The 15,946-nt window shown below is 51.1% G+C and carries 15 protein-coding genes; 6 read left to right on the forward strand and 9 right to left on the reverse strand.

Annotated elements, in window-relative coordinates; genetic code table 11:
* Window positions 1–96 precede the first annotated feature (96 nt).
* From Q320_RS0103110 to mltA, 4 genes are all read left to right on the forward strand, one after another.
* Window positions 97–1,278, forward strand: a complete 1,182-nt coding sequence (locus Q320_RS0103110) for a response regulator (RefSeq protein ID WP_027467798.1) — start codon at window positions 97–99, stop codon at window positions 1,276–1,278.
* 237 nt (window positions 1,279–1,515) lie between these two features.
* Window positions 1,516–3,801, forward strand: coding sequence for an NADP-dependent malic enzyme (locus Q320_RS0103115; protein ID WP_027467799.1), 2,286 nt, complete (start codon window positions 1,516–1,518; stop codon window positions 3,799–3,801).
* Window positions 3,794–4,048 (forward strand): PhaM family polyhydroxyalkanoate granule multifunctional regulatory protein, encoded by a 255-nt coding sequence (locus Q320_RS18225; protein WP_035852031.1) that lies wholly within the window; start codon window positions 3,794–3,796, stop codon window positions 4,046–4,048. Before Q320_RS0103115 ends, Q320_RS18225 begins: the two co-directional genes overlap by 8 nt.
* 9 nt (window positions 4,049–4,057) lie before the next feature.
* A complete protein-coding gene (gene mltA / locus Q320_RS0103125) occupies window positions 4,058–5,254 on the forward strand; it encodes a murein transglycosylase A (RefSeq protein ID WP_027467800.1) in 1,197 nt (398 codons plus the stop codon).
* A 60-nt stretch (window positions 5,255–5,314) separates the two neighbouring features.
* On the opposite strand, the gene Q320_RS21445 is transcribed toward mltA, so the two are convergent.
* The 8 genes from Q320_RS21445 to Q320_RS18230 all read right to left on the reverse strand — a co-directional run bounded on the left by Q320_RS21445 (window position 5,315) and on the right by Q320_RS18230 (window position 11,940).
* On the reverse strand, window positions 5,315–5,488 hold the full coding sequence (locus Q320_RS21445) for a hypothetical protein (protein ID WP_156938963.1): 174 nt from the start codon (window positions 5,486–5,488) through the stop codon (window positions 5,315–5,317).
* A 127-nt stretch (window positions 5,489–5,615) separates the two neighbouring features.
* The gene (locus Q320_RS0103135; RefSeq protein ID WP_027467801.1) at window positions 5,616–6,887 is read right to left on the reverse strand and encodes a dihydroorotase; all 1,272 of its coding nucleotides are present in this window, start codon (window positions 6,885–6,887) and stop codon (window positions 5,616–5,618) included.
* Complete coding sequence (locus tag Q320_RS0103140) at window positions 6,887–7,849, reverse strand: aspartate carbamoyltransferase catalytic subunit (protein ID WP_027467802.1); 963 nt, start codon at window positions 7,847–7,849, stop codon at window positions 6,887–6,889. The genes Q320_RS0103135 and Q320_RS0103140 overlap by 1 nt, the downstream gene beginning before the upstream one ends.
* 233 nt (window positions 7,850–8,082) lie before the next feature.
* Window positions 8,083–8,505: a Holliday junction resolvase RuvX gene (gene ruvX, locus Q320_RS0103145; RefSeq protein WP_027467803.1), complete on the reverse strand. Its 423-nt coding sequence runs from the start codon at window positions 8,503–8,505 to the stop codon at window positions 8,083–8,085.
* Window positions 8,506–8,710: 205 nt separating this feature from the next.
* Window positions 8,711–9,265 (reverse strand): YqgE/AlgH family protein, encoded by a 555-nt coding sequence (locus Q320_RS0103150; protein WP_245590958.1) that lies wholly within the window; start codon window positions 9,263–9,265, stop codon window positions 8,711–8,713.
* Window positions 9,266–9,339: 74 nt separating this feature from the next.
* Window positions 9,340–10,962, reverse strand: coding sequence for a GDYXXLXY domain-containing protein (locus tag Q320_RS0103155; protein WP_027467805.1), 1,623 nt, complete (start codon window positions 10,960–10,962; stop codon window positions 9,340–9,342).
* A complete protein-coding gene (locus Q320_RS21775) occupies window positions 10,959–11,171 on the reverse strand; it encodes a hypothetical protein (protein ID WP_051534415.1) in 213 nt (70 codons plus the stop codon). The genes Q320_RS0103155 and Q320_RS21775 overlap by 4 nt, the downstream gene beginning before the upstream one ends.
* Complete coding sequence (locus Q320_RS18230) at window positions 11,164–11,940, reverse strand: DUF2157 domain-containing protein (protein ID WP_051534416.1); 777 nt, start codon at window positions 11,938–11,940, stop codon at window positions 11,164–11,166. The genes Q320_RS21775 and Q320_RS18230 overlap by 8 nt, the downstream gene beginning before the upstream one ends.
* A gap of 446 nt (window positions 11,941–12,386) precedes the next feature.
* Between Q320_RS18230 and Q320_RS18235 the strand changes: the two genes are divergently transcribed.
* Window positions 12,387–13,844: a cryptochrome/photolyase family protein gene (locus Q320_RS18235; protein WP_051534417.1), complete on the forward strand. Its 1,458-nt coding sequence runs from the start codon at window positions 12,387–12,389 to the stop codon at window positions 13,842–13,844.
* Between the two features lie 84 nt (window positions 13,845–13,928).
* Here the strand turns inward: Q320_RS18235 and Q320_RS0103170 are convergent, their stop codons facing one another.
* Window positions 13,929–14,558, reverse strand: coding sequence for a DUF2238 domain-containing protein (locus Q320_RS0103170; protein ID WP_027467806.1), 630 nt, complete (start codon window positions 14,556–14,558; stop codon window positions 13,929–13,931).
* A 106-nt stretch (window positions 14,559–14,664) separates the two neighbouring features.
* On the opposite strand from Q320_RS0103170, the gene gabT reads away from it, so the two are divergent.
* Entirely contained in the window at window positions 14,665–15,942 is a 1,278-nt protein-coding gene (gene gabT / locus Q320_RS0103175) for a 4-aminobutyrate--2-oxoglutarate transaminase (protein WP_027467807.1), read from the forward strand.
* The last annotated feature ends 4 nt before the right edge of the window (window positions 15,943–15,946 follow it).

Raw genomic sequence — 15,946 nt, forward strand, 5'->3', positions numbered from 1 at the left:
CTAATAGATTTCACTAAGCTGTCAAGATTTTAAAAACAATCTATAAAGAGCAAGTGCAGTGAGCGCGGCTTGCGCTTTCTTTTTATGGATGAGTTTATGCCCCTCAAACTTTTAATTGTCGATCACGATAGTGCATCCCGCGAGAAACTGCAGTCCTGCGTCGGTGGGATTTTTGAAACTCAACAAGCCGCCACCGGCATGGCCGCACTCGCTTTTTTAGAACAATTCAAACCTGATGTGCTTCTGATTGATGTCGATATTTCCGATATCAGCGGTTATGAAATTTGCCAAAGTTTTAAACAACACGCACCCGCTTGTCATACGCTATTCATCTCTAGCCAAGACAGCCGAGAAGCCTATCTTGCCGCCTACGAAGCCGGTGCCGACGATTTTATTAAAAAACCATTTCAAAGTGATGAGTTACACCAAAAACTCATCGTCTTTAAACGCAGCATCGAAACCAATCAGCAATTGCAATCTTCGATCCAAGATGCCACGCATACGGCGCTGCAAGCGATTTCCAATTCGGCAGAGTTGGGCACCGTCATTAATTTCTTCAAAAAAGCCAGCTTAGCCAACGACAAAACCGCACTACTGGATGCACTGGTGCAAACCACGGCGAAATTTAATCTGCAAGTGGCCGCCCAAATTCGCCACAACGGCCAAACGACGACGCTTAATAGCCAAGGCCGTAGCAGCCCGTTGGAAGAACATATGCTAGAAACATTGGCGCAAGATTCTCAGCGAATTTATGAAATGGGCAAACGTCTGATTATCAATTTCCCTCGGATTATTTTGCAAATCAAAGCCATGCCCACCGATCAAGCCGATTTGTGCGGTCGCTTACGCGATCACATCGCCATTTTGGTTGAAGCCGCAGAAAACCGTTTTGACAATATTTTGAACGAAGAACAAATTCGCGGTCAGCAAGCGCTTACCTTAAATGCAATTGGTCTGATTCAGGCTTCAATCCAAAAATTAGAAACTGAATATCGCGAGCAAGCAGGCGCTTCGGTGCGACTGTTTAGCGAACTACAAACCAAATTCGAGCAAAAAATGGTCTTCTTAGGCCTGACTGATTCACAAGAAAATCAACTGTCGAATATGATAGAGCAAAGCACCCTTGAAGCTACGCAAATTTACGATCAAGGCTTATCACTTGATGATGAATTTTCGCATGTGATTGCCACTTTGCTTTACCTCACCCAGCAATCGCCTAATGCCGCAGAAAAAACCACAACGCTTAGCTCTGATAGCGACGATATTCTTCTATTTTAAATTATGGGTATATAGCCAAAATCATTGTTATACATAGCCTATAAAGCAATACCATTAAAATAAACCCACCGACCACAGAGTCGAAATTTAAAACCGGAGAGGTTTAACTTTTAATCTGAAATACACCAAATGAAAAAATGCAGTCAAATTGACGTCATCTGGGGCAATCCCCAATACATTTTTCAGACGCTTTGATCCAGCATCATTACTAGCATCACATGCACTCAGGGGCAGCTCATGGACGAAGAACTACGTAAAAAAGCACTTGAATATCACCGTTTTCCCAAACCCGGCAAAATTCAGGTTGTTCCCACCAAAGGGCTCGCCAGTCAACGCGATCTGGCGCTCGCCTACTCGCCCGGCGTGGCCGCTGCGTGCGACGCCATCGTTGCCGATCCATCTGAAGCCCGCAATCTCACTGCGCGTGGCAATTTAGTCGCCGTCGTCACCAATGGCACGGCAGTGCTCGGCCTTGGCAATATTGGCCCATTAGCTGGCAAGCCCGTCATGGAAGGCAAAGGCGTTTTATTTAAAAAATTCGCTGGTATTGATGTGTTTGACATCGAAATCGACGAAAACGACCCCGATAAACTGATTGAAATTATCGCCTCGCTTGAACCCACTTTTGGCGGCATCAATTTAGAGGACATCAAAGCGCCGGAATGTTTTTACGTTGAGAAAAAACTCCGTGAGCGGATGAAAATCCCAGTGTTTCACGACGATCAGCACGGCACCGCAATCATCGTTGGCGCGGCAGTCAAAAATGCACTGGCTTTACTCAATAAAAACATCGCGGAAGTCAAACTCGTCGCCTCAGGTGCGGGCGCTGCCGCCATTGCATGCTTGGATTTACTCGTATCCTTAGGCGTGCAAAAACACAATATTTTTGTTTGCGACTCTAAAGGCGTGATTCATACCGAGCGCGGGCCGCTGGATGAAACCAAGCAGCGCTACGCCCGCGAAACCGCCATTCGTACACCTGCCGAAGCACTCGTCGGTGCGGATATTTTCTTAGGTCTTTCAGGCCCCGGTGCAATTGACGCTGAAATGCTCAAAACGATGGCCGCATCGCCGCTGATTTTGGCGCTAGCCAATCCCAATCCCGAAGTCACACCGCCCGAAGCCCGCGCCGCGCGTCCTGATGCGATTATCTGCACCGGCCGCTCGGACTACCCCAATCAAGTGAATAATGTGCTGTGCTTTCCCTTTATTTTCCGTGGCGCACTCGATGTGGGCGCAACGACGATCAACGAAGCGATGAAACACGCCGCCGTCAACGCAATTGCCGATTTAGCGCACGCCGAATTGTCCGATGTCGTTGCCAATGCCTATAGCGGGAAAAATCTGTCTTTTGGTGCGGAATATTTAATTCCAACGCCGTTTGATCCACGTTTGATCGTCAAAATTGCACCAGCAGTCGCCAAGGCAGCAATGGACAGCGGCGTTGCCACGCGGCCGATTGAAGACTGGGCGACGTATATCGAAGAGCTAACGCAGTTCGTGTATAAATCCAGTCTGTTTATGCGCCCAGTCTTTATGGCGGCGAAAAAAGCGCAAAAACGCGTCGTATTTTGTGAAGGTGAAGACGAGCGCGTGCTGCATGCGGTGCAAGAAATCCTCGATATGCAGCTATGTCAGCCAATTTTGATTGGCCGCCCAAATGTCATTCAAACGCGAATTGAAAAACTTGGCTTACGCATCCGACTTGGGATCGATTTTGAAGTCTGCAATCCTGAAAACGACCCGCGCTATCGCGAATATTGGCAGCTGTATTATTCAATCATGCAGCGCAAAGGCGTTTCCGAAGATTTGGCCAAAGCCGAAGTTCGCCGCAAAACCACGCTGATTGGCACGTTGATGGTCAAACGCGGCGAAGCCGACGCGATGATTTGTGGCACCTATGGGCTGTATCACAACCATTTATCCCACGTTAAAAACGTCCTCGGCCTTAAAACAGGCGTTACAACGACAGCGGCGATGAATATTTTGCTGCTCAATACGGGCAATATTTTCATTACCGACACCTATGTCAATGCCGACCCGAATGCTGAGCAGCTCGCCGAAATCACACTGATGGCCGCCGAAGCCGTGCGCAAATTTGGTATTGCACCCAAAGTCGCATTGCTGAGCCATTCGAGCTTTGGTACAAGTGACAGTCCTTCGGCGCGGAAGATGCAAGAAGCGCTGCGTCTGGTCACCGAGCAAGCGCCCGAGCTAGAAATTGACGGCGAAATGCACGGCGATGCGGCGCTTTCATCAGCGATCCGCGCACAAATCTTCCCAAACTCCAAACTTAAAGGTGAAGCCAATATTTTGGTGATGCCTAATTTAGATGCGGCCAATATTTCGTTTAACCTGCTCAAAGCCACTGCGGTTGATGGCGTGACCATTGGGCCGATCTTGATGGGGCTGGCTAAACCAGTGCATATTTTGACGCCAACCGCCTCGGTTCGCCGTATCATTAATATGGCCGCGCTAGCCGCAGTCGAAGCAGCACTTGCACAGGAGTCGAACGATGAGTGAATTTAATCCCAGCGATCCATTTGGCTTTTTTGCCAATATGATGAAACCCGGCGGAACCAATCCCTTTATGCCGCCTCTGACTGAAGAAGAAATCGACCGTAAAATTATCGAATGTAAAACCGTCGAGCAATGGCTGGCGATGCAAGTCGGCATGTTGCAAATGACAGTTAAAACTTTAGAAATGCAAAAAGCTGGCTTGGCGGCGTTTAAACAAAGTATCGACCCTAACAAGCCAGAACACAGTTAACGGAACAACATGAATCAACACGCAATCGCTTCAACCCTGAAGCACATCACACTGGCCAGCTTGCTGGCCGGTTTTTTTACGGCTTGCGGCACAGCACCTTCAAAACCAACACCCGTAAAACCAGTAACGCCAGCGCCAAGCGCCGAAACCAGCCCTGCCCCAGCCGCGCCAAAATATGTCGCCACGACTTGGCAGCAAATTCCTTTGTGGAGCCAAGATGAGCTGGTAAAAGGCTTTCAGACTTGGCGTAATGGCTGCACCAAATTACAAAAAAGTGCTGTCTGGGCAACGATCTGCCAAGATGCCGCCCAAGTTCAGCCCAATAGCGCCGCCATTCGTAGCTTTTTGCAAAGCCGCTTAACGCCGTATCAACTACAAAATCCAGATAGCTCAACGACCGGACTCATTACGGGGTATTACGAGCCAATCTATGCGGGTAGTACGGTACAGAGCAATACTGCCAAGCATCCAGTTTACGCGCCACCGAGCGATATGATCACCGTCGCGCTCGATGAAGTTTATCCCGAACTCAAAGGCAAGCGCCTGCGCGGCCGTCTCGTCGGCAATAAACTCGTTCCTTTCCCTGATCGCGCTGGCATCGTCAAAAACGGCATCAATGCGCCAGTGCTGGCGTGGTTGAACGATGCGATGGACGTGCAATTTTTACAAATCCAAGGCTCAGGCCGCGTCAAACTCGCCAATGGTACTGAAATCCGCTTAGGCTACGCCGACCAAAATGGCCGCCCCTACAAACCTGTCGGTCGCTGGCTTGTTGAGCAAGGCTTGATGCCCGCCGCCGATGTGTCGATGCAAAGCATTCGCGCATGGGCGCAAGCCAATCCAAGCCGCATCGACGAATTACTCAATAGCAATCCAAGCTATGTGTTTTTCCAAAAGCTGCCGCCAAGTAATTCTGGCCCAATCGGATCGCTCGGCGTCCCCCTCACCGCCGCCTACAGCATCGCGGTTGACCCCAGCACGATACCGCTCGGCAGCATGGCCTTTATCGCGACGACGCGCCCCGATAACGATGGGGGTATCCACCGCTTAGTCGCAGCACAAGACACGGGCGGCGCGATACGTGGCAGTGTACGTGCGGATTTCTTTTGGGGAACTGGCGATGCCGCAGGGGAATTGGCAGGGAAAATGAAGCAGACTGGAAGTCTGTGGTTGCTATGGCCTAAGGATCTTCCGCTGCCGAAGTAATGCGATAAACAACAAAAAGCCCACGTTCAAACGTGGGCTTTTGAAAAGGTAGAGAAAATATTACTTATTCCGATTCACAATTTTCAACACAATATAGCCAAATAAAGCCAAGCCTATAACACGGCCAATTGAACCTGCAGTATCTACAGCCGATGAACTTGCTGAGGCGGCCATGCTTAATGCAGAAATCGTAGAAAAACAGATTGCGAGCGCGATTTGTTGTAACTTGTTCATTATTTCACCTGAGTAGATTAAGTTACTTAAACTTACTCCAATCCATCAAACAGAAAAAGAACATCAGTTGATTAGGTATATCAATACAACATTTTTTCAGCAAGACCTGTAAAGATATACCCACCCCTCATCTAAAAATCACTTTACCCTTCACCAAGGTGTATTTCACTTTTCCCAGCATTTCATGCCCAATAAATGGCGTATTTTTGCCTTGGCTTTTTAGGCGTTCGGGGATGACTTGCCAATGCGCTTTGGCGTCAAACAACACCAAATCAGCGCGATTACCCACCGCCAAACCCGCGTCAAAACCGAGCATTTTCGCTGGCACTGAGGTGATTTTCGCCAGTGCTTGTGGCAATGAAACCGACTGGCTTGTTGCCCATTTGAGCGTCAAAGGCAGTAGCAATTCCAAACCGGTCGCGCCGCGTTCGGCTTCGGCAAATGGGAGTAATTTACCATCGTCATCCACGGGTGAATGATCCGAGCAAATCGCATCAATCGTGCCGTCGTTCAGCGCTTTCACAATCGCATCGCGATCGGCAACCGCGCGCAGTGGCGGATCGAAGCGGTATTGGCTATCAAAGAAACCAATATCAATATCGGCCAAATGAATGTGGTTGATGCTGACGTCGCAAGTGAGTGGCAAACCCTCAAGCTTAGCGGCGCGAACCAAATCCAGACCTGCTGCGCTCGACATGCGCGCTAAATGCACGCGGCAGCCAGTGGCGCGCATCAATTGAACGATTTGCGCGACGGCGATGGTTTCGGCAATCACCGGAATACCGGTCAAGCCAAGGCGCGACGCGTAAGCGCCATCGTGTGCCACGCCGTCATTTACCAGCGAAGCTTCCTCAGGACGCAAGCGCAGTTCGAAACCGAAATTGGCCGCATACAGCATGGCGCGGTACAGCACTTGCAAGTCAGCAATCGGCACATCGCCTTGCGAAAACGCAACGCAACCCGCTTCTTTGAGCATTGCCATTTCGGTGATTTCTTTGCCTTTTAAGCCGACTGTCAATGCGCCAATCGGGTACAAGCGCGCTAAATCGAGGTTTTTTGCGCGCTGGCGCAAATTGGTCACCAACCCGGATTCATCCAGCACCGGATCAGTATCTGGCGGGCAAACCACGCTCGTTACACCACCCGCTACGGCCGCTGCCATTTCCGATTTCAGCGTCGCTTTGTACTCAAAACCCGGCTCACGCAAACGCGCCGCTAAATCCACCAAGCCCGGCGCAACGATGAGCCCTGTCGCATCAATCGTTTCATCAACGACAAAACCCGCTGGCGCAGCGCCAACCGCAGCAATCTTGCCGCCCGCTAAATACAAATCAGCGACTTGCTCAGTGCCCGCAATCGGATCCACCAAGCAACCATTTTTGATAAGGATATTTTTCATTAGAGCAAACTCCGCTGATTGGCTGCAACGATGCTGAGCACCGCCATTCGCACCGCGATACCGAACGTGACTTGCGGCAAGATCACCGCTTGCGAGCCATCGGCCACCGCCGAATCAATCTCGACGCCGCGATTCATCGGGCCTGGATGCAGCACAATGGCATCGGGTTTCGCATAAGCCAATTTTTCAGGGGTAAGGCCGTAGACCTTAAAGAATTCCTGCGTTGACGGCAGATACGCCCCTGCCATGCGCTCATTTTGCAAGCGCAGCATCGCAACCACATCGACGTCTTTGAGACCGCTTTCCATATCGTGGTACACATGCACGCCGAGCTGCTCGATGCCGGTAGGCAGCAAGGTTTTCGGTGCAATGACGCGAATATCAGGACAACCCAAGGTCGATAGCGCATGAATTTGCGAGCGCGCAACGCGGCTATGCAAGACGTCACCAACAATCGCGACACGCAAATTAGCGAAATCGCCTTTGAAATGCCGAATCGTGAACATATCGAGCATCGCTTGCGTCGGATGCGCGTGGCGACCGTCACCGGCATTGACGACTGCAACGCCCGGCTTCACGTGCTTGGCGATCAAATGCGCCGCACCCGAATCCGAATGACGTACAACGAACAGATTCGCGCCCATTGCTTCGATATTGTGGATGGTATCGAGCAGCGTTTCGCCTTTGGCGGTACTCGACGCTTGAATATTCAGACTCGACACATCAGCCGACAGGCGTTTGGCGGCAATTTCAAACGTCGTGCGCGTACGCGTCGAGTTTTCAAAAAACAAGTTAAATACCGAAGTTCCGGCCAAATCGGCGAACTTCTGATTAACCAATTCACCTCCAGAAACAAACTCGGCGGCTTTATCCAAAATTTGCGTCAAAATCCGACGCGGCAGCCCTTCGGTGGTGAGCAAATGAATCAGCTCACCTTGGGCATTCAGTTGCGGGTTGTACATATCTTCCTCGCTGGTTCAATTCAAAAGCTTGGTCCACGAAAGGCACGAAAAAAAGAGCAAAAAACACGAATAAAACTCAACAATTCAAAACTTTCTCGCAAATATCTCAAGGGTTTTTACAAGGTACAAGCCACATTACCAAGTTCGACTTTTAAAGCTAAATACTGTCGATCTGTACCTGATATTTTCGTGTTTTTTGCCTTTTCTTCGTGTTTTTCGTGGACTATTGTTTTTTATTCCGCCGCAGGCGGTGTATCAAAGTAGGCTTGCAAAATCTGCATCGCGGCGACTTGGTCGAGTGCGGTTTTTTGTTTTCTGCCGCGCAGCCCCGTTTCATTGAGTGCCGAACTCGCTGCCGCGCTGCTAAGGCGTTCGTCGACCAAATGCACTGGCAAAGAAAATCGCCCATTCAGGCGATTTGCAAAGCGACGCGCCATCCGCGACATATCGTGCTCGGTGCCGTCTAGATAACACGGCAAACCCACCACCAGCAGCGCCGGTTGCCATTCTTTAATCAGCGCCTCAATCCGGCCAAATTTCTTTTCATTCTCTTCAAACGCAATCGTTTCAACGGGCGACGCAATCCCAACTTCAGTCGAACCTGTTGCGACACCAATTCGCACTTCACCAAAATCAAAAGCTAACACGGTGCTCATCAAATATTCTCTTAGAAAAATCCAGTCGGACGCACTGTGAGCTGGCGTTGAGCATAAGACTCAACAAATGGCCTTGATCCGCTTAGCGAGCCAATGCTGAACGCGGAGTAGCAGCGCAGAGCCCGCAATGGACTTATGTCCATGAGGAGCTCGAGCAGCGCACGACAAAGTGCAGCGTTGGCGCAGTAGCGGAGCAAGGCCATTTTTAGGCGTGGCCAACATCTTTAGATAACATCCCCACATCGATGCCTAACAAGGCCAGCGCGGCGGCGTAGCGCTCTTCGGATGGAATATCAAACAGCACACTCATGTCGTCGACTTTGACCGTCAGCCATGAATTCTCAAAAATCTCTTTTTCGAGTTGCCCCGCTTCCCAGCCCGCAAAACCGAGCGACACAAACATTTTCTCCGGCCCACTACCCTCGCCGACGGCCAGCAAAATGTCTTTGGACGTGGTCAAGCCGATTTCTGGCGACACAATCAACGACGATTGCCAATCGCCCAACGGCGTATGCAACACAAAACCTCTATCGGTCTGCACTGGGCCGCCAAAATGCACCGGCAATTCGGCAACGTCCGGGCGGTGCATTTCGATGTCGACTTGTTCAAACAAAGTCGTCAGCGTCATGCCGAGCGGACGATTCATAATCACCCCCATCGCGCCTTTTTCGTTATGTTCGCACACATAAGTGAGCGACTTAGCGAAAATCGGGTCTACCAAGTTCGGCATCGCGATCAAGAAGTGTCGAGAAAGATTCATTGCATTGGCGTTTTCCATCTGGCAATTATCGCACAATGCCAGAATTTTTCCTGCTGCGATCATGCCCAGCAGCGCTAAAGCGGCTGCAAATTCGCGCCGCGCAAGCCCAGTAATAAGGCTTTACCATTTTTATCGACGCGAAATTCGGCGTATTTCGCCACACTCCAGCGCGCAGCCTCGCCTTCTTTGAAAAACCACGCATCGCTTACCAGTACCCAGCGCCCATCTTGGGGGCTGAGTTGAATGCGAAATTCATCAGCGGCCAAGGGCAAGTCCTTATCCAAACGCAATACTGTCGCAATCCTTTTCTCATCACGTTTGGCAACGACATAGGGTCGTTCTTTCAGCAATAAACCATCCAAAGATTCAGTAATTTCATTCGGAATTTCATAATTTAGCCGCATAAAATCGCCCTGCATTAAGGAGCGTGGGTCAACGGGCATCAGCGCAACGTACACAGGCTCGCCCTTGGCAATCAGTTGCTCTTTTTGCCAAATTCCAATATTGAGCACCAAAAGCGTGCTAAGCAGCGCGGCGCTAATCCCGACGTTTAATTTCTGCGGCGTCCAACCTGCCCGACCTGCCGCCGCGACAGTGGCTTGCTGGCGTGGCGCAATCCACGCCAAGCCGCCCAATACCGCTCCCGCACTCATCAATAGCAACGCTTTGTACGCCAGCGATAAGTTTAATTGATAATAAAATGCGCCAATAATCCACGCTGCCGCCAAGCCGGCTGCACTAGCGATTCGCCAGCGCGTGGTTGCGGCAGCCACCGCCAGCACCAGCAATACCGCGCCCAGCGAAGGCATCAAAGCGGCTAAACCGACCAACACCAAGGCCACTCCGCAGCACCACGGCTGGCGCAAGGCCGCCCAGAAATAGGCCAAATAACCCGCCGCAGCAGCGGCAAATAGCACGGAAATAATGGACAAGAAAGACGGATTTTGCACCGCGTGCGCCACATCCAGCTCGCGAAATAATTCGCCAAAACTGGCTCCGACCAGAAACGTCATTCCCGACCACAGCGCCAAGCCAACAATCAGCACCAAAACCCAGCCGCTAGACGCCGCTTCAATCGCAGCAGCGATAGCGGCAGATCCATTGTGTAGCAGCACACGTTGTAAGCACAGCGCAAACAGCCAGAACAATAACAAACCATGCAAAGTCCACCAGAAACTCAGCGATTTCGTGCGATAAATGCTTTCCCAGTCGTGCAAAGCAATCCAGCATGCCATGCCCACAAACACCGCCGCCGTTGCACCTAATAAAACCCGCAACCACGACTTTTCAATCGCCCAAATAATGCTTATCACCAACAAAGCCATCGCCAGTGATGCTGCGGCGCTGGGCCAATGCTCAAAAAATCCAAACCCCAAAACACCGCAGCCCACCAATAAAGTAGGGATCGCCAGTTGCTCGACAAACAAAGCTAAATGACGCTTCCTTAGTAAGCACACCGCCGCCAGCACCAGCGGCGCGCCAACCACATACGGCCCAGCCACCTCGTGAGTCACAAAATCCCCCATCAGCAGCGCAGTCACAATAAGCAGCGGAATCGCCGCCAGCCAAGCCCCAATCGCAATCAAAACCACTACCGGCCATGGGCGGTTTTCGCCCTGTTCAAGCATCGCATCGGCAGGCAAAACGCCAGCCGCAATCGCTTGGCTCAATATGCTATGTAAACGATCAAGGCTCATGGTTGCGCCTCCTGTGGCACATACTGCCGTGACAAATACAAAATCCCCTTCACCGTAAGCGCCAATAATCCGGCCGCAATCAAACCCAGCAATAAAAGACGCGCCTCAGTCTCTGAATGCGAATGCTCAAGCAGAACCTTCCCAATGCCAAACACCAACAACACATTCAAAGCCAAGCTCACCATACTGAGGCCAAAAATATCAAACATTTGCGCAGACCCCATCGCACCCGCCGCCATCGCCAATAAAATCAGCGCCAGCCAATACAACACCAAGCCATCGTGATGATCTAATAGCGTCGTCAAGGCCGTGGTAAAAATCAAAATGCAGCTTAAAGTCACCGCAGTGCGAAAAGCCCAACGCCCTGCACCGGGCAATACAGTACGAACTGGATTGAGCAAAGCGGTGAGCGATAATAGACGCGCACCAGCCCAGCACATACACCTGAATATCCGCAGGCTGCACGCGCCATTGATGCCCGGTATGCGCCTGAATCCACAGCGCAATGCCGGTGCCCACAATCAAAGCCCACGGCGTCCAAAGCACATCGCTGCGCACGCCCACACACAGCAGCAAGCCCAAAGCACCCCAGATCGCAAACAAAGTCCAAGGGTCGGCACCGGTTTGGTACGTTTGCCCAAAATACGCAAACACACCGCCCATCGTCAGCAAAGCCAATAAAGCCAAAGGCACTCGCGCCGCTTTACTCAATAAAGCGCCAAGGCATAAACCTAGAAACAATGTTTGCAACAAAGCAAATTGAGCAAAACGCCCCAAAAGATCCCAATTCGCGGCCAGATAGCAGATCAACCCCAAACCGAACAAACTCGCCGCCAGCATCGCCAAACCGCGTGGCAATGCGCTGGCTAAATGCGACGGGGGCGATTCCAACTCAGCCCACTGCGCCAACTGAACGGTGTCTGCGCCACTCAAGCGATACTTGGCAGCCAACGCATAAATCGCTAAACGCATATTCATAATTTGATCCTGTGTTGGATTGATTTGGCGCTACTTAAATCGTAAGTCAGCTTCAATGCATGTTGTGCAATTTACGCTGATTGCCCCTGCTCGCGCTACAACGCGTCCAAGGTAGCGCGATTAAATGTGAGGAATGAAACACTGCCGCAGCATTTTTTAATCAACATGATGCAGCGGCGCAAAGCAAGCAAAGCGAGATGCCAACAGCTAGACGAATCGCGTTGCCAGGCCAAATTTTGTAGCAAAAACTTGGCTTGCGTGCTGATATAAAGCCACCATCGGCCGCTACGAGCGATGGTGCAGTGTTAAGATGGCGAATTCACTACGCCGCGCCAATCCACACGATTTAAAGCGCGGCCACCAATACCGCAGCAAGCAATGGGTATATCTACGCAGCCATTACTTAGAAAAGCCTAGATCGATATACCCACAATAAGGAACTCAATATGACCACCACCGCCCTCGTTTGGCTGCGCCGCGATTTGCGCCTGTTTGACCACCACGCTATGTATGAAGCCTTAAAAAATGCCGATCAAGTGGTGTTGGCGTTTGTGTTTGATACGACGATTTTAAAAGATTTACCCAAGCAAGACCGCCGCGTTGAGTTTATTTGGGAAGCACTGAAAGAAATCAAAACCGAATTGCGTCAATACAATACCGATTTGGTCGTGCGCCACGGTGATCCACTTACTGAAATCCCCGCGCTGGTTGAGCAATTTGGTATTACTGCGGTGTACTGCAATCGAGATTACGAGCCACAAGCGATTGCTCGTGATAAGTATGTCGCTGCAAGCCTTAAAGAAAAAGGCGTGTACTTCAATACCTACAAAGATCAAGTCATCTTTGAACAAGATGAAGTACTGACGCAAACCGGCGGCATGTATAGCGTGTTTTCGCCGTATAAACGCACTTGGCTGGCCAAACTTCGCGACAAAGATTTGGCGGCCTACCCGATCCATCATGTCATCAAAAACCTCAAACCACTGAAATCGCAATATTTTCCCAGCCTCAAAGAACTGGGTTTTGCCAAAACCAATCTGACGCAACTCAAAGCGCCATTGGGCATGAGTGGCGGCGAGAAACTGTTTGAAGACTTCAAACGCCGCATCAGCGATTACAAAGACGCGCGCGACTATCCGGCGATCAAAGGTGTTTCTTATCTATCGGCGCATATTCGCTTCGGTACGGTGTCGATCCGTGAATTGGCGCGTTTCGCGCACGAGCACGGCGGCATTGGTGCAGAAACGTGGTTGTCGGAACTGATTTGGCGCGAATTTTATGCACAAATTCTGTGGCATAGACCCGATGTGGTCGAGCATGCGTTCAAGCCTGAATTTGACACATTGCCGTTCCCAAATCACCCCGAGCTATTTGCCGCGTGGTGCGCGGGCGAAACCGGCTATCCAATTGTCGACGCAGCAATGCGCCAATTGACGCAAACCGGGTTTATGCACAACCGTTTGCGGATGATTACGGCGAGTTTCTTGGTTAAAGATTTGCTAGTTGATTGGCGCTGGGGCGAGAAATTTTTCGCCGAACACCTGCTCGATTACGACTTAGCCAGCAATAACGGCGGCTGGCAATGGGCGGCCTCGACGGGCTGCGACGCGCAACCGTATAACCGGATTTTTAATCCGGTATTGCAATCAGAAAAATTCGACGCACAAGGCAAATTTATCCGCCGCTACGTACCAGAACTCGCCGAATTGCCGGATGTGGCGATTCACGCGCCGTGGGAATTCTCGGCCAACGATAGACGCGGCTCGCTGTTTGTTAGCTTTTTAGAGCAAACCGACTACTTCCCACCGATCGTGAACCACGCCGAACAACGCGCCGCAACGTTGGCGATGTATAAAATGCACAAAGGCTACGGGCCAAGTGGTGATGATGAGCATGACGAATAAGCGTCATTTCACTCAGTAATGCCCATGGAAAAGCCCAATCCTTTAAAAGATTGGGCTTTTTTATTGAATTTTTTCAACTTTAAATCAACGCTTCTGCCGCTCCGCCATCCGCCGCAATTGCGCATCTTGCCAAGGCGCAAAAATCAGCAAGGCACTAATCGCCCCCAACAAAGCGAAAAACATATCCGATTGCGTATCCCACGGATCGCCTTGTGTACCCAGAAATTCATCCGCGCCTTGCCCCAACATCAATGCCGCCGCCCATTCGATCAGCTCATAACTCGCACTAATCGCCAGCACGATCGAGACAACAATGAAATTGAGCATTTTCTTGCCCTGAACAATCTGCTGCCGCAGCAAAATTTCGCGCGCGATCAGCGCTGGCACCAAGCCTTGGAAAAAATGGCCGATTTTGTCGTACGGGTTGCGCGATAGCTCAAACCATTCTTGCAAACTAAAACCCAGCGGTACGCGGGCGTAAGTGTATGTGCCGCCCAAAATCAGTACCAGCGCATGCAAGAAAATGCCGCAATACAGTAAATCAGTCAGTGGGAATTTTTTGTAAGTCCACAGCATCACTGGCAGCGCGATCACAATCGGAAACACTTCCAGCGCCCACGTCATGCGTTCATACGGCTGCCAAGCCGAAACCGCCAAGGCCATCAGCAATACGACCAGCAGTGCGATATGCAGTTGCTTGCTTTGAGCCTCCATTTTATTTCCCCTTTATATTGATGTAATCGATGTATTGTCTCGACCTTCTCACACAAACGCATTGAGCGTCTATTCTAAAAGCACCTTTCTCCAACTCAGGTGCGCCATGAATCCCAATGAAACTCTCCTTGCCCGCCAACAAGCAGCTACGCCGCGTGGCGTTGGCGTGATGGCGCCGTTTTTTGTCGATCATGCAAAAAATGCCGAGCTGTGGGATGTGACGGGGCGACGGTTTATTGATTTTGCTGGCGGCATTGCGGTTCTGAATACCGGTCATCGCCATCCCGACGTCATCGCGGCGGTGAGCGCGCAGCTCGAGCTGTTCACGCACAGCTGCTATCAAGTCGTGCCGTATGAATCGTATATTCGCCTCGCCGAACGACTCAATGCACTCACGCCCGGTGCGCACGCGAAGAAAACGGCGTTTTTTTCCACTGGCGCTGAGGCGGTTGAGAATGCGATCAAAATCGCGCGCGCTGCCACGGGGCGCAGCGGCGTGATTGCATTTAGCGGCGGATTTCATGGCCGCACGATGATGGGCATGGCGCTGACCGGCAAAATCGTGCCATATAAAGTTGGCTTTGGCCCCTTCCCCGCCGATGTGTTTCATGTACCGTTTCCCAATGCGCTGCATCATGTGTCGGTGGCCGATTCCTTAGCCGCCATCACCGCGCTATTCAAAGCCAGCATTGATCCCAAACGCGTTGCCGCGATTATTCTGGAACCAATTCAAGGCGAAGGCGGATTTTATATTGCGCCACCTGAGTTGATGCGCGCGCTGCGCCAGCTGTGCGACGAACACGGTATTTTACTGATTGCCGATGAAATCCAAACTGGCTTCGCGCGCACTGGGCGCTGGTTTGCAATGGATCATTACGATGTACTGCCCGACTTGATAACGCTGGCCAAATCGCTGGCTGGCGGTTTTCCACTATCGGCCGTCGTGGGTCGCAGTGAAATCATGGACGCACCCGCGCCGGGTGGGCTGGGCGGCACTTACGCCGGTAGCCCGATTGCGATTGCTGCCGCGCATGCGGTACTGGATGTGATTGAGCACGAGCAATTGAATCACCGAGCTAACACCCTAGGTATACGCCTGCAAGCTTTATTAAATAATCTACAGAAGGTAATACCCAATATAGCTGAAGTTCGTGGCCTAGGCGCGATGATTGCCGTTGAATTTATGCAAAACGCCACGCCCGATATCGACTTCACCAAGCGCGTGCAAGCGGAGGCTTTACGGCGCGGGCTGATTTTGCTCAGCTGCGGCGTGTACGCTAATGTGCTGCGTTTCTTGTTTCCACTGACCATTAGCGACGCGGTGTTTGATGAAGGCTTAGCGATTTTGGAAGCGGCGCTGTTTGCAGCTCATCTGGATTCGTAGATCG

Source organism: Deefgea rivuli DSM 18356 (genome assembly GCF_000620145.1).
Taxonomy (GTDB): domain Bacteria; phylum Pseudomonadota; class Gammaproteobacteria; order Burkholderiales; family Chitinibacteraceae; genus Deefgea; species Deefgea rivuli.